Here is a 24,851-nt window from a genome sequence, read left to right on the forward strand (position 1 = left end):
AATGAAGGATTTCACAGTTGAATATTTCACCATGACGGAAAGTGACGCAATTGAATATGCAAAAGCAATTAAACTTTTTCCAGAAGAAGCGGAATTAACTTGTAAAGAAATTGGTGATGGAAACTTAAACTATGTTTTTAAAATAGAAGATGTAAAAAACAATCAGTCTATCATTATTAAGCAGGCGGGACCAGTGGCACGAATCTCTGACGAATTTAAGCTTTCACCTGATCGGAATCGGATTGAAAGCGAAATACTGGGACTACAGTACAAACTAGCACCTGGATTTGTACCAAAGGTCTACAATTATGACCCGATAATGAACTGCACGGTAATGGATGATTTATCAGATCACGAGATTATGAGAACAGCGTTGTTAAAACATAAGAAATTCCCGCTATTTGCTGACCATATTTCTACTTTTCTAGTAAATACGCTATTATTAACATCTGATATAGTAGTGGGACATAAAGAAAAGAAGGAATTAGTTAAGCAATTCATCAACCCAGAGCTTTGTGAAATAACGGAAGATTTGGTTTATACAGAGCCTTTTTACGATTGCCCTCGTAATGAAGTGTTTGAAGGTTCGAAGGAATTTGTAAAAGAAAACATCTGGAATGATAAAAAACTAGTACTAGAAAGTGCAAAGTTAAAATTTGAGTTTTTGACAAATGCTCAGTCGTTACTTCATGGCGATCTTCACACAGGATCTATTTTTATAAAAGAAGATTCCACTAAGGTAATTGACCCAGAATTCGCATTTTATGGACCAGCTGGCTATGATATCGGAAATGTGATTGCGAATCTCATTTTTGCCTATGCAAATGGCAAATTTACGATTGAAGATGAAGAAACAAGAGAAGAGTATTTAAATTATCTTGTCACAACCATTAAAGATGTTGTAAATTTATTTACAGTTAAATTCAACAAAGCCTGGGACGAAAATGCTACAGAACGAGTGGCAGGCTATGAAGGATTTAAGGAATATTATTTAGATACTATTTTACGAGATACTGCAGCTGTAGCGGGACTTGAACTCCTACGAAGAATTATCGGGCTTGCAAAGGTGAAGGATTTAACTTCGATTGAGGACACTGAAGCTAGAGTGCTGGCAGAGACAATTTGTTTAACCGTTGGAAAAACATTTATCCTGAATCGGGAGTCAATTAAAACAGGTGCAGATTTTATTACTGTACTTCAATCTGCAGAACTTACAACTATGAAAGGGGTATAAGCGTAATGCAAAACCCAGTTACTGTGATACAATCCGTACGACTAGATGATGAGAATGATACATTAGTATTATTAGATCAAACGGTGCTACCAAATGAAACGAATTTCCTAGAATTAAAGGAAATGGAAGATATATGGGATGCGATTTATCAATTAAAGGTACGTGGGGCACCTGCAATCGGGATTGCTGCGGCATACGGTGCCTATTTAGGAACAAAGAAATCAACAGCAGAAACCTATGAAGCTCTTTTTGAAGATTTCAAGAAAGTAAAGGATTACCTGGCGGGTTCACGCCCAACCGCTGTAAATCTATTCTGGGCATTAAATCGGATGGAGGCTCGATTTAAGCAGGAAGCAGGGAAAAGTGTTGGTGAAGTGAAGGCAGCGCTGAAAGAGGAATCGGAAAACATTCGTGCAGAGGACGAAAAAATCTGTGAAGCGATTGGTGAACATGCTCTATCCTTACTAGAGCCAGGCTGGGGAGTACTCACTCATTGTAATGCTGGAACCATCGCAACGGCCAAATACGGTACGGCATTAGCTCCGATTTATTTAGGGCAGGAAAAAGGCTATGACTTCAAGGTTTATGCAGATGAAACGAGACCGTTGCTTCAAGGAGCACGACTGACTGCATGGGAGCTGCAGCAAGCTGGAGTCGATGTCACATTAATTTGTGATAATATGGCTTCCATCGTAATGAAGGAAGGAAAAATTCAGGCTGTGCTAGTCGGCTGTGACCGTGTTGCCGCAAATGGCGATGCAGCGAATAAAATTGGAACATCAGGTGTAGCGATTCTCGCAAAGCACTACAATATTCCATTCTATGTGTGCGCGCCGTTATCTACTGTTGATTTAGAATGTAAAACAGGGGATGATATTCACATTGAATTGCGTCCTGCTGAGGAAATTACTTCTAAATGGTATGAGCAATCGATGGCACCGGAGGGTGTGCAAACCTATAATCCTGCCTTTGATGTCACTGACCATTCATTAATTACGGGGATTGTTACGGAAAATGGGATTGCTTATGCGCCATATACAGAAAGCCTTCCGAAAATGTTTAGAAAATGAAATCTTAAAATCTAAGTATCTAGTTAAGAGTAAACCCTGAATTTTTAAAGGGTTTACTCTTTTTCTGTTTTTATACACTGAAGCGGTCATCCCCACCTAAACATCTTCTTATAGTACAGAAAGTCCAAGGGAAAAAAATGAAAGATTGAGTCTTGAAGGAATGTTCTTTTCTTGATAAACTATTTTAGTAAACATAACCTAATTTTACTAGTTACGCAGGATGTTTTTAACTAGGGAATTATAGTCAGCTGAAGAGTAGATACAATTTATGTTTTTGGTATATATTTGAAATTTCTAGAAGGTCATTGGGGCATAAGTTCTGCTTTTAAAAAAATTAATGGAGGAATAAGATGTTTAAGCTAGACGATAAAGTGGAATTTCCGACAAGAACAAATGATATCCTCGCTATAGGAGAGCTGCTTATTGATATGATATCTACAGAATATGATGCAAATCATGGAAGTAATACATACATGAGGTATTTTGGGGGCTCCCCCTCAAATATTGCCATGAATGTAAAAAGGTTAGGTATTCACTCTCTAATAGCATCAGCAGTTGGTAAAGATGGATTTGGAGAGTTTCTAATTAACCATTTACATAAGGCGAGTATTGATCCTAGCTATGTCCAAGAGGTAGAGTGCTCAACGAGTATGGTAGTAGTAAACAAAAGTAAAGAGTCACCGGTACCGATTTTTTACAGAGGGGCAGACTATCATTTGGACTTTACTACAAAACTGGAAGAAGCTGTGCTCCAGTCCAAGCTTATTCACTTTTCCTGCTGGCCGATTTCGATGACTCCTTCTCGACAGACCATTGAAAAGGTAATCGAATTGGCCAAAAGCAACAATATCCTTGTGTGTTTCGACCCTAATTATCATCCGATGATTTGGCAAAAGGGTGAAGATGGCGTTGATTATGTAAAATCCATCATTCGTAAGGCTGACATCATCAAGCCTTCTGAAGATGATGCGGAAAGATTGTTCGGTAAAGATAGTCATGAGAATCAAATCGCAAAATTTCTAAAGCTAGGTGCCAAGTTAGTGATTATGACCCTTGGTAAAGATGGGGCAATCGTTTCCAATGGAAAGGAAACCATCAAGTGTCATACTTTGGCCACAGAGGTAGTGGATACAACTGGTGCTGGAGATGCCTTCTGGTCGGGATTTTACACTGCAATCGTAAAAGGATATTCGATTAAACAAGCCCTAAAACTAGGATTTGCCGTAAGTGCATACAAGCTGAAATATACGGGAGCAGTGGTTGATTTGCCAAGGATTGAAGTAATAGAAGAAAAATACGGATTATAGGAGGTTTAAGAATGCCAGTAAAAAATCAGGTTCAGCTCATCACATATCCAGATTCAATGGGTGGGGATCTAAAGTCACTTAATCATGTCCTTTTAGAACACTTTTCCGATATATTTAAAGGCGGGGTTCATATTCTGCCTCCTTTTCCATCTACAGGGGACAGAGGATTTGCACCAAAGACTTATTTAGAAGTCGAACCGTCCTTTGGGACATGGGATGATATAAAATCCATAGGGGAAAATTTTGATATATTGGTAGATTTGATGGTGAATCATATTTCTAAGCAGTCCAAGTACTTCCAGGACTTTCTAAAAAAAGGGAAAAAATCAGAGTACGCAGACCTCTTTATTACCTTAGATAAGCTATGGAAGGATGGAAAACCGGTACAGGCAGATATTGATAAAATGTTCCTGAGAAGACCGTTGCCTTACTCTACTTTTACAATAGAGGAAACGGGTGAGGAACAGAAGGTTTGGACAACCTTTGGTAAAGCAGACCCTTCAGAACAAATCGATCTGGACGTCAAGTCGGAGCAGGTAAAACAGCTGCTGACGGAGTTTTTTATGAATTTCAAGGAACAGAAAGTAAAAATTGTTAGACTGGATGCTGTCGGATATGTCATTAAAAAGTTGGGAACGAGCTGCTTTTTTGTGGAGCCGGAAATTTATGAGTTCCTTGATTGGATTATCGAATTAGCTGATAGTTTAGAAATTGAACTTCTCCCGGAGGTTCATTCTCATTACAGTATTCAATATAAGCTGGCAGAGCATGGCTGCTGGATATACGATTTTATCCTGCCGTACACTGTGCTCGAAACCTTAATCAATAAAAATAGTAAAAATCTTAGGCACTACCTCAAGAATCGTCCACATAAGCAGTTTACAATGTTGGATTGTCATGATGGTGTCCCGGTTAAACCGGATTTGGATGATCTCATTGATACGAAGGAAGCAAGAAAAATTGTCGATGCCTGCCTAGAAAGAGGCTCCAATCTTAGTCTTATTTTGTCTGACAATCATAAGGCTCCAGATGGCTTTGATGTTCACCAAATTAGGGGAACCTATTACTCTATGCTGGGTTGTGATGATGACGCCTATTTAGCTGCAAGAGCAATTCAATTCTTTACACCCGGTGTACCGCAAGTGTATTATGTGGGGCTTCTAGCGGGTGAAAATGATTATGAAAATGCGGAAAAAACTGGTGATGGACGAGAAATCAACCGTCACAATTACAGTCTTGAGGAGATCGAGCAATCACTTGGCAAACCCGTCGTACAAAGACTAGTAAAACTGATTAAGTTTCGAAATGAGCACCCGGCTTTTAATGGAGAATTCAATGTATTAGATTCCAACAACGATGTGATTCGCCTGTCTTGGCAGAAGGATGATGCGAAATGTACATTGTTTATCGATTTAAAAACCAACAAGTCTGTCATCTCTTATGTCGATGAGAATGGTCAGGAAGCTCAGTATCTTGTATAAATAGTATTATTCCAATCAATCAGGTTAAAATAATCGTTAAGTTAGGTAAAGTGAATCTTTCATTTTACCTTTTTTATTGAATGCTTAAAGGTTATGTTTACTAAAATAAAGCGAAATGAATAAAAATATGCAAAAAACGCTTGAATGTAAGCGGTGTACATGGTATATTTCAAATATAAAGTTTAGTTAATTTAACTAAACTTAGAATTGATGGTGAAAAAATAAATGGTAACGATAAAGGATATAGCAAAACTAGCAAATGTTTCAACTGCTACGGTATCAAGAATCTTAAATAATGACGCAACCTTATCAGTATCAGATGAGACCCGAAAAAAGATTTTAGATCTCGTTAATGAACTAGATTATAAGCCGCTGCGGAAAAAGAGTGTGAAAACGGAGAAAAAAATAGAGTCATTTAATATCGGTTTAATCTTTTTAAACGATGAATCCATAGATCCATATTTTCAGTCGATTCGAAAGGGCGTTGAAAGTACCTGTCACCAGTTTCCAATAAATATCGTTTCGACAATGGTAGTAGGAAAGAGTGTCATTACTTCTGATACTTTAAGTGAGCTTGATGGCCTTATTGTAATAGGTGACATCGATACAAAAGAAATTAAAGAAATCTACTATAAGAACAATAATATTGTTGTGGTGGATTATTTGCCGCCGCATGATCACAATGTCGATGTGGTGATATCTGATTTTGAAGGGGCAACAGAGCAGGTCATCGACTATTTACTAGACCTAGGGCATCAAGAAATTGCCTTTGTTGGCGGAAAAGGGCTTGTCCATGGTGTTGTAAGCGGAAAAATGGCGGAGAAGGTAGATGTTCGTAAAAGCACATTTGAAAAAGTAATCAAAGAAAAGGGTCTGTACAATCCCTTATACATTTTGGAGGAAGATTGGGGTCCGGCAAATGGTTATTCGTTAACAAAAAAGCTAATCGAAAACGAAAATCAGCCGAGTGCAATTGTTGTCGCAAGTGACCCAATGGCTTTAGGAGTACTACGTGCACTGCATGAATCCGGAATCCATGTACCGAATGATGTGTCGGTGGTTAGCTTTGATGATATCGAGGCTGCAGCCTACGTCAATCCTCGACTTTCAACTGTAAAAGTCCACGGAGATGAAATGGGGAGGACGGCCGTTAAACTCTTGTACGACCGCTTATTGGGAAGAAAGCTTCCAATGAGGGTCATGCTTCCAACAGAATTGATCATACGTGATAGCTCTAGTGCAAAAAAAGAATAATTCTCAATATAAAAAAACGGAGGGAGGCGGATCAGAGAGTCTTCTGAAACCGATGCCATTCAAATATTTTAATAGATTAATAGATATATGCTTCAAAGATAAAAATATACCATTAATGGAGGAATACAGATGAAAAAGACAGTTTCTTTACTTGCTGCGAGTGTCCTATCAATTTCCCTGCTTGCGGGATGTGGCAGCGGAGATAATGCAGGAGGCGCGGATAATGGAAAGGTGAAAATTGAGTTTTTCCATTATAAACGTGAAGCGATGGATACATTTGATAAATTAATAGAGAAATTCGAAAAGGAAAATCCAAATATTGATATTGAACAAGCTAGCCCCCCAGATGCTGGAACCGTTATTAAAACAAGAGTATCAAAAGGAGATGTTCCGGATATTATCTCGATTGGAGGAGATATGGGATATAATGAACTATCAAAAGCAGGGGTCTTTACAGATCTTTCAAAAGACAAAGTTCTTGAAAAGGTTCAGCCTGCTTATATCCAAATGTTGAAAGATATCACAGGTCAAGAGAAGATTTATGGTGTTCCTTTTGCGGCTAATGCAGTTGGTGTCATCTATAATAAAGCAATCTTTAACGAACTTGGATTGGAAGTTCCGAAAACTTGGGATGAATTTGTTGCATTATCGGAGACAATCCAAAAGGCAGGAAAGGTTCCGTTCTACCATACGTATAAAGATGCCTGGACATTATTACCTTCCTTCAATGCATTGGCAGCGAATACCCAGGGAGCTGACTTCTACGAGCAACTGAATAAAGGAAAAGTTCTAGCTGAGAAGAGGTATAAAGAAGCAGTTGAGAAAATGGTTGTCTTATCAAAATATGGTCATAAAAATCAACAAGGTGTCGCCTATAATGATGGAAACACTGCGTTTGCCAATGGAGAATCTGCTATGTACCTGCAAGGTATCTGGGCGATTCCTGAAATTATAAAAGCAAATCCTGATATTGAGCTAGGGGTATTCCCGTTCCCGGCAACGAACAATCCGGAGGAGATCAAGGTTATTTCCGGTGTCGATTTACTATATGCTTTATCTGCTAAGTCTGAGCATCCGAAAGAAGCCAAGAAGTTTATTGAATTCATGCTTCAAGATGAGAATGCAAAACAATATATAGAAGAACAAAATGCTTTCTCAGCATTGATGGGCATTGCTCAAGACAATCCTACTGTTGCTGACCTTAAAGTGATGATGGAAAACGGAGCAGTTACAGATTTCCCTGACCACTATATTCCAACAGGTGTATATCCTGATAAAACATTACAAACTTTAGCCCAAGATAAGGACGTTGATTCGGCCCTTGAAAAAATCCAAAAGGATTGGGAAAAAGTCCAAAGTCGTAAATAACTATTCAGGAGAAATTGGAGGCATCTTCTCCAATTTCTCTATCTTTTTAAGGGAGTGAATCATAAATGAAAAGTGACCAACTTATTTTGAATAACCATCAATCGTCTCCCGCTGACTTGGCCAAAAGTAAGAAAAAGAAAATGAATGGCAGAATGATGGCGTATTATCTTATGGTCATTCCGGCTGCATTGCTATTCTTTGCCTTTCATACGTTTCCTGCGATTCAAGGGATTTATTATTCCTTTACAAACTGGAATGGGATTAACCTTGACTACGATTTTGTGGGTTTTAAAAATTATATTAACTTGTTTAAGGATACCGCTGTTCGAGATTCTTATTTATTTACCTTTAAATTTGCTATCTTTGCAGGCGTTTTAGTCAATATAATTAGTTTGGCAGTTGCCATTGGACTGAATGCAAAAATCAAGGGAAGGAATTTCTTTAGAGCTGTATACTTCCTGCCTAATATATTGAGTGTGTTGATTGTAGGTTTTATTTTTAACTTTGTTTTTACGAGCATTATTCCTAATCTTGGGGAGAAGTACCAAATTGAATTTTTGACTGAAAATATCCTTGGTAATGCTAACCTTGCCTGGATTGGCATCTTGATTGTATTTATCTGGCAATCATGTGCCTTCAATATTATTTTGTACTTATCAGGACTGCAGACTGTTCCGCACGAACTGTATGAAGCTTCTAGCCTCGATGGGGCCAATCGCTGGCAGCAATTCTGGAAAATTACTTTTCCGGTGATTGCTCCCTTCTTTACCATCAATATGGTTTTGGCTATGAAAAATGCCCTAATGGTATTTGATCAGATCGTAGCAATGACAGGAGGAGGGCCAGGGACGGTCACTACATCCATTTCGTATCTAATTTATACGGGTGGATTAGCCGGTGGAGAGTTTGCCTTCCAATCTGCAAATGGCGTTATCTACTTTATTGTCATTATGGCTATCTCGGTATTCCAGCTTAAAGTTCTACAAAAAAGGGAGATGGATATGTAATGAGAGAAAGAACAAACTGGCCTGTCACGATATTCATAGCATTAGGTTCGGTGGCTATTCTAATCCCTTTGTATATTTCGATTTCAATTGCACTAAAGAATCCACAGGAACTCGCAGAGTCAGCCCTATCACTCCCGCTTAATTTTCATTGGGAGAACTTTACAAAAGCGATTGAAGTGACCAATTTCTTTAACGCCTTCAAGAACAGTTCAATTATTACAATCTTCACATTGGTGTTTACATTACTAACTAACTCACTGGTAGCCTATGGCATTGCCAGAAATATGCACCGAAAATTATTTAGAAATTTGTATTATTACTTTGTAAGTGCCTTATTCATTCCGTTTCCAATCATCATGCTGCCGATTGTGAAACAAACATCAGCACTAGGTCTCAATAATACAGCTGGCTTGATTTTGCTCTATGTGGTATATGGAATGGCAATGAATATCTTTATTTATGTTGGCTATATCCGTTCTATTCCTATTGAACTGGAAGAGGCTGCCATTGTTGATGGCTGCAGTACATGGGGCGTATTCTGGAAGGTGATTTTCCCTTTATTAACACCTATAAACGCAACAGTCGGAATTTTGACTTGTCTATGGGCATGGAATGACTTCTTGCTCCCGCTGGTCATCTTGAGTGACTCGGCTGATGCAACATTGCCGCTTGTTCAATATGTTTTCCAAACAGAATTTGGAGCAGATTATAACTTGGCATTTGCTTCTTACCTAATGGCGATGGCTCCGATGGTTATTGTCTATCTGTTTGCACAAAAATGGATTATTGGCGGGGTTGTAAAAGGAGCAATAAAATAAACAGTTTTAGGAGTTGTTTTTTAGAATGGCTATTCACTATAATACTGAAACTAAAACGTTTCATTTAAAAGCGAAAGATACAAGCTATGTTCTCGGAGTCTTGCGTGATGGCTACCTTGTTCATTATTACTGGGGTAAAGGGATTGGCGAGTATCGCCACGCCAATTTCCTTCAGTTTGTTGATCGCGGATTCTCCGGAAATCCGTATCAACAAAAGGATGACAGGACGTTTTCACTGGATACCCTTCCTCAGGAATATCCGCAATATGGGAATACTGATTTTAGGAAACCAGCCTATCAGGTTCAATTGGAAAATGGGTCGACGGTATCTGACTTACGCTTTGTGTCCCATAAGATTTTTCAAGGTAAAGCGCCATTAGAAGGTCTGCCAGCCACCTATGTAGAAGGTGCAGAAGAGGCGGAAACGCTTGAAATTACGATGGAGGACACGCTAATCGGGTTAAAAGTGATTTTAAGTTATACCGTATTTGAACAGTTGAATGTTATCATACGCTCTGTGCGATTTGTGAATGAAGGTTTAGAGTCAGTAAAATTACTGCAAGCGTTAAGTGTGAATGTCGATTTTCGTGATGCAGACTTCGATTTCTTACACCTCCATGGTGCCCATGTAAAAGAAAGACATATCGAGCGGAAACCATTGCGACATGGAATTCAGTCTGTGGAAAGTACAAGAGGGGCAAGTAGTCATCAGCATAATCCGTTTATCGCCCTTCTTAGAAAAGATACGACAGAAGATAGCGGCGAAGTGTATGGATTTAACTTCGTATACAGTGGGAATTTCCTAGCACAGGCGGAAGTGGACCAATTTAGTAATACGAGAGTGACGATGGGTATCAATCCGTTTGATTTTAGCTGGAAATTAGATGCGGGTGAGAGTTTTCAAGCACCAGAGGTAGTCATGGTTTATTCATCTGAAGGTCTTGGAGATATGTCACGGACGTATCATGAATTATACCGTACCCGCTTAGTGAGAGGAACTTACCGGGATAAAGAACGTCCAATCTTGGTCAACAACTGGGAAGCGACATATTTTGATTTTAATGAAGATAAAATTCTTGAAATTGCCAAAGCGGGCAATGAACTAGGTATCGAATTATTTGTTTTGGACGATGGCTGGTTTGGAAAGCGTGATGATGACCGATCATCGCTGGGAGATTGGTTTGTAGATCATAAAAAACTACCTAATGGGTTGAATGCACTTGCAAGCAACGTTAAAGACATGGGATTGGAATTCGGACTATGGTTTGAACCAGAAATGATTTCAGTTGATAGTGATCTGTACCGTGAGCATCCTGATTGGTGCCTTAATGTCCCTGGCAGAAGCCGTTCTGAGAGCAGGAATCAGCTTATATTAGATTTCTCTAGAGAAGATGTTTGTGAAGAAATAACGAAGCGGGTTTGCGATATTTTAGCAAGTGCTCCTATTTCCTATGTAAAATGGGACATGAATCGCCATATGACCGAAATTGGTTCCGCTCTACTTCCTGCTGATCGCCAAAGGGAAACGGCTCACCGTTATATGCTAGGTTTATATAAAGTAATGGATAAAATAACAACCAGCTTCCCAGAGGTATTATTTGAAAGCTGCTCTGGCGGCGGCGGAAGATTTGATCCAGGAATTCTTTACTATATGCCGCAAACCTGGACAAGTGATAATACGGATGCCGTATCTCGTCTGCAAATTCAGTACGGTACGAGTTTAGTGTATCCAATCGTATCGATGGGAGCCCATGTCTCCGCTGTGCCAAACCATCAGGTTCATCGCAGTACATCCATGGAAATGCGCGGTGATGTTGCGATGTCCGGAAATTTAGGGTATGAACTCGATTTAACCAAGTTGTCTGAAGAGGAAAAGGAAATTGTCAAACAACAGGTTGCTTCTTATAAAGAAATTAGAAGATTGATTCAGTTTGGTGATTTCTATCGCTTAAAAAGTCCTTTTGAAGGGAACGAAACAGCGTGGCTGTTTTCAAATAAGGAAAAGACCGAAGCAATGGTATTTTACTTCCGAGTTTTGGCAGAGGCAGCAGCACCATTTGCTTTCTTGAAGCTAAAGGGCCTTGATGTTACGAAGCATTATCAAGTTATGGGAACAGACAATGTTTACGGCGGGGATGAACTCTCATACGCTGGGCTAACCATTCCAGCAGAATTGAAGGGTGATTTCCGAAGTCATGTTTGGCATTTGAAGGTGAATAAAGGATAGGAAATAAAGGGGCGGGTTCTGATGTGTTTTTATAAGCAGAAGACCTGCCCCTTTACTTTATCTGACTAATAAGTGTTTTCTTTATTGCTATTTTTAGAAGTTCAAACTCAAATTGACTTACCAGCCATAAAATAAGAATATTGGTAATGGATAATAAAACATAAAAACTTCCGCAAAAAAGGAGCCTTATTATATGCAAGATAATCAAGTATACTATTCTGATATCGAAGCCAGGGAAATGATTTGTGAAATCGGAAGACGAGTATATAACCGAAATTATGTAGCAGCGAATGATGGAAATATCTCAGTGAAAGTGGGTCCTAATGAAATTTGGACAACGCCTACTGGAGTAAGTAAAGGATATATGACGCCTGACATGATGGTGAAAATGGACCTTTCTGGTAACATCATTTCAGGAGGCTTGAAACCTTCCTCCGAGGTAAAGATGCACCTAAGAGTCTACAATGAAAATCCCGAGGTGAATGCGGTTGTTCATGCCCATCCTCCGGTTGCTACATCATTTGCAATAGCAGGAATTCCGCTTGATAAACCAGTATTACCAGAGGCTATCGTTCTTTTAGGTAATGTACCAGTGGCACCGTATGCTTTGCCGGGAACACAAGAAGTTCCAGACTCGATTGCACCATATTGTAAAACACATAATGCTGTTCTTTTGGCTAATCATGGCGCCCTAACATGGGGAAGAGATTTGATGGAGGCGTATTTTCGAATGGAATCTCTAGAACATTATGCTACCATCCTTATGTATTCCAATAATATATTGAAAAAGGCCAACGAATTAAATGATTCGCAAATCGCTGATTTAATCAAGGTCCGCGAATCAATGGGAATAAAAGCAGGCGGCGTACCGATAAGTAGCGAAGAAGAAAAGGATAATTGAAATAAGAAAAGCCATTTAACATATTAGACATATCTAAAATGTTAAATGGCTTTTTAAACGCACCACCATTAGAGTGTTAAATAAACTTCAATGTGTTAATGATTGATAAATTGTATAGTCCACTTCACCGCAGATGTCTTTCAACCCATCTTTGCACAACTCCATTGCCATTAAATACTCCTTGGAGGGCGGTAAGTTTTTCTTGGAAGCATATATACCGAACTCAGTGGATGTTCTAAATCCAAAGCGTCGATAATATCTAAAATCTCCTTCAACAATAATTCCCTTATATCCTCTATCAGTAGCTAATTTGATTCCTTCCTGCAACATAAACTTGCCAACACCTTGTCGTTGCATATTAATTGCTACAGAGACGGGAGATAACATTAAAACTTCGCTTTCACATTGATTACTTATTGGAAGTTTTGAAAGTATACAGTGTCCTATAATTTCTCCATTCTTCTCAGCAACTAAATCTAATTGTGGGATGTAATATTGTTTTTCCCGAATCTCTCTTACAAGAGCTTTTTCAACTACACCATCAGAATAGCTCGTATTCTTGAAAATTTCAGAAACAAAATTTTCGATAAAACTATATTCTTCTTGTTTAACCGCTCTAATTATCATCATAATTGCCCCTCCATTACCTAAGAAAGTTCAACCTCATTTATAAAATTCTCCCTTAATTAACCTTCTCCATTACTTCAATAAAGTTCAACAAAAAAACGTTAATCCTTCTTGGATCAACGCATCCTTTACTTTAAGTACTACACTTCACAATCTTCTTATCCAAAATAAAAAAGCAATGTTAACTTTTAGTTAACCAAAAGTGAGCAATAGCTCTTGTTGTTAGAAGATTATAATGATTCATAACGAATCATTGTCCACAACCCAATGTCGGTAAATCCTAATCGCTTATAGATTTTTCCTGCTGCAGGATTTTCATAAAATAAACAAAGTGATTTCCCCTCTGCTAATAATTCACTGCAAAGCTTTTCCATACATAATGTTGCATATCCTCTACGTTCAAAACCTGGTCTTGTACCAACACCAACAATCATTGCAGATTGAGAATTTTCTGCTGTTGTAGATGCTGACGCAACCATTGTTCCTTGTTCGTTTCGCAAAATATAAGTTCTTCCAGTTTTATACTTTTCAGCATGTTCTCTCCCTTCTACACTAAAATTTCCAGTTGCAAATTCAGGTATTGAACGTAACATTTCTACATTTTCTTGATATTCTGACGGCTGTAAATAGTTTGCACTCTTTATTCTTTCTTCATCTACCTTATAACTTAATCCTGTACATTTCGCATAATATGTTTCACTGTGTTTTCTAACATCCCGATTCATAAATTCTTGTAAAGGTTCAATTAAATGCTTTAATCCACTTAATTCAATTCGCTCTGGATTACGATTGATAATTTCTGCAAAACCATTTACATCATAATGGTGCTCACTAAATGGGATATAATTTTGGTTGTATCTTAATAAGACAGCAATCAATTTGTCGTTTTGAAATTGCCCCCATATTTCTTGAAATTTAGAATCATAACCAAATGCTTCAATATCACCTATAATAAATAGATTTTCTGCTGGTTTATGACCAATTAGCTCAATTACTGATTCATGGTCATCTTTCTTTAACTTACGTATCATCCTATCTTCCCCCAAGTCAACTGCCCAAGTCTTAATTAAACGAATTTCGAAATTCTTTCTTTTATTATACAGAGAATTTGAAAAAGATGGCATGAAAGTCCAATTCCATACCATTTTTTTCAATAACAATTTTTAAAATAACTTTATTATTCATGAACATATAACAGTAGCTCTTCCACTAAACTGCTACTCAACAAGCAAAAAGATTACCGCAGTGATCCCTGTCCTTAACTCTTGCAATTCGATTTCTTTATAAGAAAGCAATAAGCCCAAAGTCATTTGTAAAATCTTAAACATTCAAAGTTCTCCACCGACACGTTCTATGATAAACTTATGTTAACAAAATATTCCAATAAATAATACTGTTTAACAAGCTGAAAATTACAAAACGTGAGCGGGTTAAATCCAAAACCTACTTTTCCAGAGGGGATGATTGAAAATTGAGATTGCTAATTGCCATTCCATTTGTTCTTTTCGGTTCTATTTTAACGGCGACAACAATTGAGGATATAAGCTATTTAGGCAATTTAACGATTAAGATACTAGGGTTTGGAATGATAGCAATTGCGGCATCATTCATAAGAAATAAGCAAGGACAAACAAACGCCTTAAACAATAACCGATATAAATGAAGCATCAAAAAGAGTGTCAGTTTTGCATAATTGGAAGATTGTATTATATTTAATTTTTTTCCTGTGTTTCTTGTAGTTTGTTACCTATAGTAAGCAATTCAGAGACAAATAACTGAATATCACCCACAAGTACTCCTCCATGCCCAGTACACATAACATCCACATCGAAAACATTCATGGCGATAAGTCCATTAAGAAAACCATTTAGCTTGTCCTTTTCAACGCCTCCATTCCGTAAAAACTCCAGCCATTCAAGTCTAAGGTCATTGCTAACTGAGACTAATCCATCTTTTGAAAGTGGATCACCAAAAAAGCAGAGAAAATCACCTGTGAAAAGGACTTTAGATGGCTGATGATAGAATGCTAGTGATCCAGGAGTATGGTGACCAACCCAAAGGTATTCGAAGTTTTGAATCACTCCGTGATCTAACAAAGTGAAATGGAACTGATCTGGTTCTGGGTACTCAATCAGGCTGCGTTCTTGAGGATGAATATACTTCTTTGCATTTTTAAAAATAGAAGCTCCTTGGACATGGTCCTCATGGCCATGTGTGGCTAATAGCAGCGTAACGTCTTCTGGTGTTTTACCTATTTGTTTTAGTGCTTGAACTAAATAGGAAGAATGCTCTTCTTTGCTAGAATCTATTAAAGTAATGCCTTCCTTTTGTACAATAAAATAGCAGTTATTATAGGAATTCCAAGCAGAATCCCAAATAGCTAAAACATATATATTTTCTTTTACTTCTTCAAATAAATACTCCAAATTCCTACCCCCATAATACCAATGTCTTTAGATTATTAAGTATACAAGATTTAGAATAATCGAACAAATTTTGCAGATAATCGCAAATTAGGAAAAGAAATTAGCGGTCCCTCGCTTTATGATTATGGTGAGGGGGAAAGAAGATGAACTTACTACAGAAAAAGGATCCGTATCAGGTTTATATTTATACCTGTTTCATTTCACAATTACTTTTTACCTTAATCTTTACCGTAAACTTGTTATATCAAGTTAAAACGGTTCAACTTGATCCATTGCAATTAGTATTAGTGGGGACTGTTTTGGAGGCGACTGTTTTTATTTTTGAAATTCCGACTGGAATCCTGTCCGATTTAAAAAGCAGAAAGCTATCGGTCATTATCGGCTTTTTCTTAATTGGAATAGGTTTTGTCATTGAGGGCATGTTTCCGTTTTTTACAGCTGTGATTTTATCTCAAGTCATTTGGGGGATTGGATATACCTTTACGAGTGGTTCTCATCAAGCGTGGATTGCCGATGAGATTGGGGAAAAAAGAGCTTCATCAGCTTTTGTCAAGGGTGCTAAGGCAGGAAATCTCGGGAAGGTCCTTGCCATTCCATTAAGTATACTTGCAGGTTACTATACGCTCAATCTGCCTATCATTATGGGTGGAATAGGATTGGTAGTGCTTTCGATGCTTTTGATTTTCTTTATGAAAGAAGAGAACTTTAAACCAGCTGGAAAGGTGGAGAGAGTATCAGTTTGGAAGAATATCAAGGAAAATATGGGTCAAATTCTTTATTATTCTAGAGTGAATTATCTCATGAGAATACTTTTTCTGATTGCGTTGTTTTTTGGCTTTTACAGTGAGGGTTTTGACCGATTGTGGATTCCTCACTTTATAGAGCAATCAGGATTATCAAATTTATCGGACAGTCAGTTAGTTTTGTTGATGGGCGGGGTTGAATTTATTGTCGTCCTTTTAACGTTTGCTGCACTACATTTTATTGAAAATAGTTCCATTCACCAGAATCTTAACCAGATTTACGTGGCACTTTTTATCGGAAGCATGTTAATTATCGGTTCATTAATTGGTTTTGGTTTCACCACATTCGCTGTTGGTTTAGTAGCCTTTTATATTATCATCCAAATTTCAAGAAGTATTATGTACCCATTGGAGAGTGTTTGGTTGAATAAAATCATCCCAGATTCGTCTACACGTGCTACCTTTTTTTCTGTAAAAGGTCAGGTGGATGCGATTGGGCAAATTGGCGGCGGACCTGTGATTGGTGTGATTGCTTCCAACTTTACGATAAAAATAGCGATTATGGTTAGTGCGGTTCTTTTAATGCCGGTTCTATTCCTATATAGTCACATCATGAGAAAAACCAGAGGCTAAGTGTTCATAACGGGTTCCGTCTCCTATCGCAAAAAGGTAACCCAATTTGTACCGTATTTGATTTTTTAATAAAGGAAATGGCTCAGTTCACAATACTGAGCCATTTCTTTTTATTGATTTCGATATCTAAAGCTTGGAGTTACTAGAACAAATTAATTTACTGTGAACCTGTCTTCGTTCAAAACGATAGTTACAAGGTCCTCTAAATAAGAATCATTATTTTCCAGTATGAATCTTTCTGGAAATTTATTCGAATTAAACCCTTTAACGATTTGTCTAATTCTTTCTTCTCCGACATAGGCAACTCCGCTTCGTTGTCTATCCCTATTAATTAGTGTATCTATCTCACTTTTAATTACGATTACTTTAATGGTAATATCTGAATTTTTTACCCTATCTAGAATAGAAGATATTTGCTCGAAAGAAAAAACATAATCAGTAACTACATTCATATTATTTTTTGCAAAGTTTTCAATCAGGGCAACGATATTATCCCATAAAATATTCAGAAAAAAGTGATCATGATCATCACAAGGATGTACCCATCCTTTCTTTACCATATTGTATAATTGATCCCCCTCTATATGAGCACATAACCCTTTTACACTTTTAGATATCATTTCAGCCAATGTACTCTTTCCAGATCCAGGAGGACCACTTATTAAAAAGACCGTTCTTTTTGTATTCAAAAAATCACTTCCTTAAATGTTCTCAATAAGTAACGAAACCCGTTAGAGGATGTACTCCCTTTCTTTGATAGGAATGTGTATCTCCATATAAACTTTATCGTAATCCCAGTGGTGACAATGTTCATCGTAATATTCAAAGTCATATGCTTCTTCATCCACTTCATAAGAAGATTGTGGAAACCAGTCCTCCAATATATATTTCCATGTTCCTTTAATGGCAGAAGCGAACTTCTTTACCTCAACCAAGGGAGTTCTAAATACAGCATAAGTCGCTGCTGGTATTTGTAATGATGTCAGCCCTTCTGGAATCGATGTATCTTTGTCTAAATGTACAGAAAATAAATAGATAAACGTATTTTCTGCTTCTGATGGACTTAAATTGATACAATACTCCCCATGTTTTTTGGGAGCCAGCGTTTGATAAAGAAATCTTTCAATGGACCCATCTGCCAGCCCTTCTTGATCCCAAATCGCAGGTGCATCTCTTGTATACGATACATTTCCCATATGAATCGAGAATGTTTTACCAGCAACCAAGAAGGATGGCCTCTTCACAATCATAGGCTGCATGACGATTCCGCCTGTGTTCTTTTGATGAATGCTATTCAAATCTAGTTTTTGTGGCAGTGATTTTGGACAATGAATCTTATATAGACTGGGAGGGCTTCCGAAGCATTTTTTAAAGGCCTTGGTAAAACCAGCATGCGTTTCAAACCCATAGTCCATTGCAATTTGGATGATCTTTTTACCACTAACCAATTCATGTAATGCGTATTGAAGCTTCCTTTTTACCACATAGTCCATCAGTGTATAACCTGTATGCTTCTGGAAAACTCGATAAAAATGGTAGGGAGAATAACCCGCCATCTTTGCTAAAATCTCTGGGTCAATTTCTTTCTTAATATTTTCTTCAATGTAATCGATTACCTTTTGCAGCAAAAGTAACTGTTGAATATCCACCACCTCAATTCTACGAAGCTTTTTTTGTTAAATACAACAAAATATAATGTGTTGAAATTCTCTTGGTTCTACTTCATTATAAGGATAGAGACATTTATAGGAAATAAGTATATTTAGGATGAAGGAAGTAGATTATGACGGAAGAAAATATAACCCGAATTCAACTGGATGACAAAGAAATCATATTAATTGGTACGGCTCATGTTTCCAAACTAAGCGTGGAGCAAGTAAAAGAAGTTATTGACCGGGAACAGCCTGATTCTGTTTGTATTGAATTGGATGAACAACGCTACAAGTCGATTATGGAAGGCAACAAATGGAGAGAAATGGATATCTTCAAGGTTATAAAAGAAAAGAAGGCTACATTGTTAATCATGAACCTTGCCATTTCATCTTTTCAAAACCGCTTAGCCAAGCAATTTGATACAAAACCAGGGCAAGAAATGATTCAGGGAATTGAATCTGCTAAAAAAATAGGGGCTGAGCTTGTTTTAGCCGATCGTAATATCCAAATTACCTTCTCACGTATTTGGGGGAATGTTGGTGTCTGGGGAAAAGCCCAGCTGCTCACGTCAATTATCTATAGTATTTTCAATAAAGAGACCATTTCAGAAGAAGAGCTTGAGAAAATGAAGACGCAAGATACATTGAATGCTTCGCTTGCGGAAATTTCAGAAGCATTTCCTAAATTAAAGAAGCCTTTAATTGATGAACGTGACCAATATTTAGCTCAAAAGATTAAAGAAGCACCTGGTAAAAAAATTGTGGCAGTTCTTGGGGCGGCACACGTTCCAGGTATCACAAAAGAGATCCACAATGACCAGGACTTACAAGCGCTCACAAAAACAAAGCCAAAATCAAAAACGCCGCAAATTATCGGCTGGGCAATCCCAGTGCTCATTGTTGCACTGATTGCGTTTACCTTTTTTCTCAATCCATCCGCTGGTATGGATCAAGCAATTAGCTGGATCCTCTGGACTGGAATTACAGCAGCACTCGGTGCAACTGCTGCATTCGGACATCCATTGGCAATAGTAGCAGCCTTTGTGGCAGCGCCAATCACCACCTTGCATCCATTACTGGCAGCAGGCTGGGTATCGGGTCTTGTACAGGCGTATATCAAACGCCCAAGTGTGGCTGACTTTGAAACACTATCAGAAGATGTTTTTTCACTCAAAGGCTTTTGGCGTAATAAATTTACAAGGGTCTTGTTGGTAATTATCCTGACCAACATTGGAGGATCGTTTGGAACCTTTATTGGAGGGGCTGACGTAATCCGCACGTTTTTCAATAATTTATAAAGTGTTGACGTTACCACAGTTCTTGGAGCTGTGGTATTTTCTTTGGAAGGCAGTTTGGCACGTAAATCTAAAAAGGACATTTTGTTGTAGAAGGTTGTCGAACGTTTACGAGGTAATGGGGCAGGTAGCTGAAGTAGAATAGAAATAATAGACTTGTAGAAGGGGTTGGTAATGGTTGAATATTTATCTCATCCGTCATGGTGAAGCAGAGCATAATGTGGATAAAAGCGTGATGGCGCATACTCATGATTCACAGCATAGTTTAACGGAGCTCGGGCATAAACAAGCACAGGTAACCGGTGAATTTTTTAAAACAATCGTAACACCAAAGACGATTTTGTATAGTTCTCCTTATTTACGTACCATGCAAACAGCTCAAGCGATTCATTCCTCGTTGCCAGAGGGAATTCCTTTTTTCGAGAATCCGTTAATAAGAGAGTGGGAGCTTGGCAATCTTTATGACTTTCATGATCGTACTCCTGAAAAGAAAAAGGAATTCAAAGCAGCAGGCCAATTTTACTTTCGTTTTCAGAACGGGGAATCCTTAGCAGATGTGTATTTACGAGCGACGATGTTCATGAATACGGTGGTAGAGCGTGTGAAGCAGCAGCAACGATATGATAATGTTGTCATTGTCACACATGCCGCCTTCATTCATATGCTTCTAACTTTTTTGATGAATTGGCCAATTGAGGATTTGAAAAATTTTAAACCGGTGGAAAATGCCTCTGTTATTAAAATAAATGAAGTAAATGGAGATTATCAGTACGAGAAAATTTTTGTTCCAATTGTAAACTAAAACTCTAAGCATACACCCTCAATCATTTGATTGGGGGTGTATTTTTGTTGAATTACTGCAGAATAATTCTTTTATTTTCTAAAATAGCAAATTATAAATATTGTTACTGATAAATATAGAGAAAACGTTTGCAAGAATTTTTCTAATTATTTCAATTGACTGAAAAGTATAATTATATTATTATTCTAGTAATAACTTTAATCTTTCGTAAGGCGAAGGATTAGTAAATTTATCCAAGAAAGAAGGGACTCTTATGTCGCAGATGTTAGCATTAGTCATTCTTATGGCCATTTTATTTATCGGAGATTTAGTTGCAGTACGAACCAAGGCATGGGTACCTTCTATATTCGTTTGTGCGGTCTTGTTTCTTTTAGGATATTGGACATTCTTTCCGCAGGACATCGTAGCAGTAGCTGGAGTGCCGCCAGTTGTAGCGGTGATGATGATGTACCTATTAATTACCAATATGGGAACTTTGTTGTCCCTTCAGGAATTGAAAAATCAGTGGAAAACGATTGTTATTGCTCTTTCAGGTATTTTAGGAATTATCGCAATTTTATTTGGGATTGGAACATTCATTTTTGGATATCAGACAATTGTCGTAGCCATTCCTCCTTTAGTAGGTGGTGTTGTATCTGCCTTGATCATGTCAGAAGGTGCAAAGGAAGCTGGTCTAGCTTCACTATCTGTATTCGCCATAGTTATCTATGTAATGCAGGGATTTGCGGGATATCCGATTACGTCGATTGTTTTAAAGAAAGAAGGCAAGAGACTTCTTCAGCAATATCGCAGCGGGCAGCTTGCAGTCAAAGAGCAGGGGAAGGCTGCAGAAGAAGTGGCGGCTGCGACAGCGGTTGTAAAGCCTGAGCTAAAACTTTTTAAAAATATGCCAGATAAATATAATACAGAATTCTTTAAATTTTTAAGGCTATCATTGGTTGCATTTCTAGCCTATCAAACTTCAACGCTATTAGCTCCAGTTGTCACAGTTAGCCCGTTTGTTCTTTGCTTATTGTTTGGGGTCATCGCAAGAAGTGTTGGATTCCTTGAAAAGCAGGTATTACAAAAAGCAAATGGTTTTGGATTTGCCCTTGTAGCGCTCATGCTCTTTATTTTTGACGGCTTAAAACAGGCGACACCAAGTATGATGCTTGAGATTATTTATCCACTTGTCGGCACAATCGTATTAGGGGTAATCGGGATGTATATCTTCTCTTTCATTGCGGGAAAGTTATTAAAAGTGAGTAAAGAAATGGCGTTCGCTGTTTCACTAACAGCTTTATATGGATTTCCGGCAGATTACATTATCACAAACGAAGTAATTAAATCCTTAACAGAAGATGAAAAAGAAAGAGAAATACTGACTAGTCATATGCTCCCTCCTATGCTGGTTGGCGGTTTCATAACGGTAACCATGGTGTCAGTCGTACTAGCAGGGATCTTTGTAGGATTCTTGTAAGAAAGGGTTTGAAGTAATGGATGCAAAAGTAGAAACAAATCTTGAAATGGTGCAGTCGCGAGTGGAAAGTCATATTGACACTTTGAGTACCTTTACTGCCACACCTGGTCAAGGTACCACCCGGCTTACGTATAGTTCTGAAGATTTACAGGCTCGTCAGTATATAAAAGAGAAGATGAACGAATACGGTCTGACTGTTCGTGAAGATGGGTTTGGTAATATTTTTGGAAAGCTTGATGGAACGTTAAAGGATGCACCAAGCGTCATGATTGGTTCTCATTTTGATTCCGTCCCAAATGGTGGTTCCTATGATGGTCCTGCGGGGGTGGTAGCAGGTCTCGAGGTAGCGGCACTTTTTAAAGAGAACCAATTAAAACCAAAATATCCGTTAGAAGTGATTGCACTAGTTGAAGAAGAAGGTGCACGATTTGGCGGAGGATTAATGGGATCTCGCGGAATTGTAGGATTATTAACTGACGAAGATTTTAATAGTTTACAAGATAAAGATGGTATTTACGCAGTGGATGCGATGAAGAAAATTGGTCTAGATCCTTCCCTTCCTAAAAAGAGGGACCCAAAGACAATGAAGGCCTACCTAGAATTGCATATTGAACAAGGTCCAATCCTTGAGGAAAAAGGTATTCCAATTGGGGTGGTAGAGGCTATTGTTGGGTTAACTCAATTAGAAGTAACCGTCAAGGGGCAGGCTGGACATGCAGGGACAACACCAATGGATCGTAGGGCGGATGCATTGGTCACTGCTGCTCAGATGATTGCCCAATTCCCCGGTCTTGCTGAAGTGGAGGGGAATGGTACAGTTGTCACGACGGGAAGATTGAATGTTTTTCCGAATGGAGCAAATGTTATTCCTGATAAAACGGTTTTTTCGGTGGATATCCGTTCAGGTAAGGAAGAGAACGTTTTGAATGTCATACAAAAAGTAAAAGACATAGCGGATTCCTATTGTGAAAAGGGAATTGAAGTAAGTGTTGAGCAGCTTTTATATATTCAACCAAAAGAAATGAACAAGGATATTGTCTCTCTGCTAAAGAAAAAAACAAGTGAACTAGATATCACTAAGTGTTCGATTAACAGCGGTGCAGGTCATGACGCAATGGTATTTTCTGATTTTACGAATGTAGGAATGCTGTTTATTCCGAGTAAAGCTGGGTTAAGTCATTGTCCGGAGGAATGGTCCGATTCACGTCATATAGCAAATGCTGTCCAGATCCTTTATAAGGCAGCTAAAAAGTTAACGGAGGCGGAATAGTTATGATTCATGCAAAAATAAAAGAAGCGATTCAAACATATAGTGATGAGCTAACACAATTACGTCGGCGGCTTCATAGTGAGCCTGAGGTATCCTGGGAAGAATTCAAGACAACTCAATTTGTCTGCGAGTACCTAGATCAATTAGGAATCACATATCGAAAGACCGAACCCACAGGTGTGATTGCGGAAATTCAAGGGGGAAGGCCGGGTAAAACGGTTGCCCTCCGAGGTGACATGGATGCATTGCAGGTGGAGGAACTGAATAGGGATTTGGAATATGCCTCCAAAGAGGATGGAAAAATGCATGCATGCGGTCATGATGCGCACACTGCGATGTTATTAATTGCAGCTAAAGCACTAAATGAAATAAAGGAAGAATTGCCGGGTAATGTACGTCTATTATTCCAGCCGGCAGAAGAAGTAGCAGAGGGAGCAAAAGCGTTGGTGAAACAAGGAGCAATGGAAGGTGTGGATAACGTTTTTGGTATTCATATCTGGTCTCAAATGCCAACACACAAAGTATCGTGTACCCCTGGGCCATCCTTTGCTTCAGCAGATTTATTCAAAGTTACGTTCAAGGGCCGAGGCGGGCATGGAGCCATGCCGCATGCATGTATTGATGCTGCTATCGTAGCCTCATCCTTCGTCATGAATGTACAAACTGTTGTTTCTAGAACCATTGATGCCCAACACCCTGCTGTTCTGACAATTGGAAAAATGGTCGTCGGTACAAGGTTCAATGTAATAGCAGAAAATGCTGTAATTGAAGGAACCGTCCGCTGCTTCAATCCTGAAACGAGAAATCATATTGAAGTGCAGCTCCAGCATTACGCTGACCAGGTTGCCGCCATGTATGGTGCAACCGCAAAGGTGGAATATATTCATGGGACCAAAGCAGTAATTAACGATGAATACAGTGCAAACCTAGTTTGTAATGTTGCGGCAGATGCATTTGGGGATGATATGATTTATAACGAGAAACCAACCATGGGCGGCGAAGACTTCAGTGAATACCTCGAACATGCACCAGGCAGCTTTGCTCTAGTCGGCAGCGGAAATCCCGATAAAGACACAGAATGGGCCCATCACCACGGAAAATTCAACATCGACGAAGACGCCCTCACAACAGGAGCAGAACTCTACGCACAATATGCCTGGGCTTACCTAAATCAGTAAGCTTAAGAGTAAACGAATAACAAATAAAATGGGTACCGCCGCTGGCGGTACCCATTTTATTTTGACTGTCCGCCTGAGGTGGACAGTGTCCACGGGCGG

The 24,851-nt window shown here is 38.5% G+C and carries 22 protein-coding genes; 17 read left to right on the plus strand and 5 right to left on the minus strand.

Going from position 1 to position 24,851, the window contains the following annotated elements; all coding sequences use genetic code 11:
* The first annotated feature begins 1 nt into the window (after window position 1).
* The 10 genes from mtnK to M3189_RS19955 all read left to right on the plus strand — a co-directional run bounded on the left by mtnK (window position 2) and on the right by M3189_RS19955 (window position 12,667).
* Entirely contained in the window at window positions 2-1,234 is a 1,233-nt protein-coding gene (gene mtnK, locus M3189_RS19910) for an S-methyl-5-thioribose kinase (protein ID WP_251637008.1), read from the plus strand.
* A 5-nt stretch (window positions 1,235-1,239) separates the two neighbouring features.
* Window positions 1,240-2,304 carry an S-methyl-5-thioribose-1-phosphate isomerase gene (gene mtnA, locus M3189_RS19915; RefSeq protein ID WP_251637011.1) on the plus strand — a complete coding sequence of 355 codons (1,065 nt, stop codon included), beginning with the start codon at window positions 1,240-1,242 and terminating at the stop codon, window positions 2,302-2,304.
* Window positions 2,305-2,654: 350 nt separating this feature from the next.
* A complete protein-coding gene (locus M3189_RS19920; protein ID WP_251637013.1) occupies window positions 2,655-3,611 on the plus strand; it encodes a carbohydrate kinase family protein in 957 nt (318 codons plus the stop codon).
* A gap of 11 nt (window positions 3,612-3,622) precedes the next feature.
* Complete coding sequence (gene gtfA, locus M3189_RS19925) at window positions 3,623-5,092, plus strand: sucrose phosphorylase (RefSeq protein ID WP_251637021.1); 1,470 nt, start codon at window positions 3,623-3,625, stop codon at window positions 5,090-5,092.
* Between the two features lie 225 nt (window positions 5,093-5,317).
* Complete coding sequence (locus tag M3189_RS19930; RefSeq protein ID WP_251637023.1) at window positions 5,318-6,346, plus strand: LacI family DNA-binding transcriptional regulator; 1,029 nt, start codon at window positions 5,318-5,320, stop codon at window positions 6,344-6,346.
* 129 nt (window positions 6,347-6,475) lie between these two features.
* Window positions 6,476-7,714, plus strand: a complete 1,239-nt coding sequence (locus tag M3189_RS19935; RefSeq protein ID WP_251637024.1) for an ABC transporter substrate-binding protein — start codon at window positions 6,476-6,478, stop codon at window positions 7,712-7,714.
* A gap of 140 nt (window positions 7,715-7,854) precedes the next feature.
* Window positions 7,855-8,721, plus strand: coding sequence for a carbohydrate ABC transporter permease (locus M3189_RS19940; RefSeq protein ID WP_251637111.1), 867 nt, complete (start codon window positions 7,855-7,857; stop codon window positions 8,719-8,721).
* Window positions 8,721-9,539 carry a carbohydrate ABC transporter permease gene (locus M3189_RS19945; RefSeq protein WP_251637027.1) on the plus strand — a complete coding sequence of 273 codons (819 nt, stop codon included), beginning with the start codon at window positions 8,721-8,723 and terminating at the stop codon, window positions 9,537-9,539. The genes M3189_RS19940 and M3189_RS19945 overlap by 1 nt, the downstream gene beginning before the upstream one ends.
* 25 nt (window positions 9,540-9,564) lie before the next feature.
* Window positions 9,565-11,766: an alpha-galactosidase gene (locus M3189_RS19950; protein WP_251637029.1), complete on the plus strand. Its 2,202-nt coding sequence runs from the start codon at window positions 9,565-9,567 to the stop codon at window positions 11,764-11,766.
* 193 nt (window positions 11,767-11,959) lie between these two features.
* Window positions 11,960-12,667: a class II aldolase/adducin family protein gene (locus M3189_RS19955; protein WP_251637031.1), complete on the plus strand. Its 708-nt coding sequence runs from the start codon at window positions 11,960-11,962 to the stop codon at window positions 12,665-12,667.
* Window positions 12,668-12,754: 87 nt separating this feature from the next.
* On the opposite strand, the gene M3189_RS19960 is transcribed toward M3189_RS19955, so the two are convergent.
* Window positions 12,755-13,297, minus strand: a complete 543-nt coding sequence (locus M3189_RS19960; RefSeq protein WP_251637033.1) for a GNAT family N-acetyltransferase — start codon at window positions 13,295-13,297, stop codon at window positions 12,755-12,757.
* A gap of 227 nt (window positions 13,298-13,524) precedes the next feature.
* Window positions 13,525-14,325 (minus strand): GNAT family N-acetyltransferase, encoded by an 801-nt coding sequence (locus M3189_RS19965; protein ID WP_251637035.1) that lies wholly within the window; start codon window positions 14,323-14,325, stop codon window positions 13,525-13,527.
* A gap of 440 nt (window positions 14,326-14,765) precedes the next feature.
* On the opposite strand from M3189_RS19965, the gene M3189_RS19970 reads away from it, so the two are divergent.
* A complete protein-coding gene (locus tag M3189_RS19970; RefSeq protein ID WP_251637037.1) occupies window positions 14,766-14,957 on the plus strand; it encodes a hypothetical protein in 192 nt (63 codons plus the stop codon).
* 49 nt (window positions 14,958-15,006) lie between these two features.
* Here the strand turns inward: M3189_RS19970 and M3189_RS19975 are convergent, their stop codons facing one another.
* A complete protein-coding gene (locus tag M3189_RS19975; RefSeq protein WP_251637039.1) occupies window positions 15,007-15,720 on the minus strand; it encodes an MBL fold metallo-hydrolase in 714 nt (237 codons plus the stop codon).
* A gap of 143 nt (window positions 15,721-15,863) precedes the next feature.
* Between M3189_RS19975 and M3189_RS19980 the strand changes: the two genes are divergently transcribed.
* Complete coding sequence (locus tag M3189_RS19980; RefSeq protein WP_251637041.1) at window positions 15,864-17,096, plus strand: MFS transporter; 1,233 nt, start codon at window positions 15,864-15,866, stop codon at window positions 17,094-17,096.
* Window positions 17,097-17,248: 152 nt separating this feature from the next.
* Here the strand turns inward: M3189_RS19980 and M3189_RS19985 are convergent, their stop codons facing one another.
* Together M3189_RS19985 and M3189_RS19990 are read right to left on the minus strand one after the other, a co-directional pair.
* Window positions 17,249-17,785, minus strand: a complete 537-nt coding sequence (locus M3189_RS19985; RefSeq protein WP_251637042.1) for an AAA family ATPase — start codon at window positions 17,783-17,785, stop codon at window positions 17,249-17,251.
* Window positions 17,786-17,827: 42 nt separating this feature from the next.
* Entirely contained in the window at window positions 17,828-18,724 is an 897-nt protein-coding gene (locus M3189_RS19990) for an AraC family transcriptional regulator (protein ID WP_251637044.1), read from the minus strand.
* A gap of 155 nt (window positions 18,725-18,879) precedes the next feature.
* Here M3189_RS19990 and M3189_RS19995 point away from each other — a divergent pair, with 155 nt between their 5' ends.
* From M3189_RS19995 to M3189_RS20015, 5 genes are all read left to right on the plus strand, one after another.
* Entirely contained in the window at window positions 18,880-20,046 is a 1,167-nt protein-coding gene (locus tag M3189_RS19995; RefSeq protein WP_251637046.1) for a TraB/GumN family protein, read from the plus strand.
* Between the two features lie 175 nt (window positions 20,047-20,221).
* Window positions 20,222-20,845, plus strand: a complete 624-nt coding sequence (locus M3189_RS20000) for a histidine phosphatase family protein (RefSeq protein WP_251637048.1) — start codon at window positions 20,222-20,224, stop codon at window positions 20,843-20,845.
* A 253-nt stretch (window positions 20,846-21,098) separates the two neighbouring features.
* Window positions 21,099-22,304: a hypothetical protein gene (locus M3189_RS20005; protein WP_251637050.1), complete on the plus strand. Its 1,206-nt coding sequence runs from the start codon at window positions 21,099-21,101 to the stop codon at window positions 22,302-22,304.
* Window positions 22,305-22,320: 16 nt separating this feature from the next.
* Complete coding sequence (locus tag M3189_RS20010) at window positions 22,321-23,574, plus strand: Zn-dependent hydrolase (protein ID WP_251637052.1); 1,254 nt, start codon at window positions 22,321-22,323, stop codon at window positions 23,572-23,574.
* Between the two features lie 2 nt (window positions 23,575-23,576).
* Entirely contained in the window at window positions 23,577-24,752 is a 1,176-nt protein-coding gene (locus M3189_RS20015) for an amidohydrolase (protein ID WP_251637054.1), read from the plus strand.
* Window positions 24,753-24,851: the final 99 nt, after the last annotated feature.

Source organism: Neobacillus niacini, from assembly GCF_023715415.1.
Taxonomy (GTDB): domain Bacteria; phylum Bacillota; class Bacilli; order Bacillales; family Cytobacillaceae; genus Neobacillus; species Neobacillus niacini_C.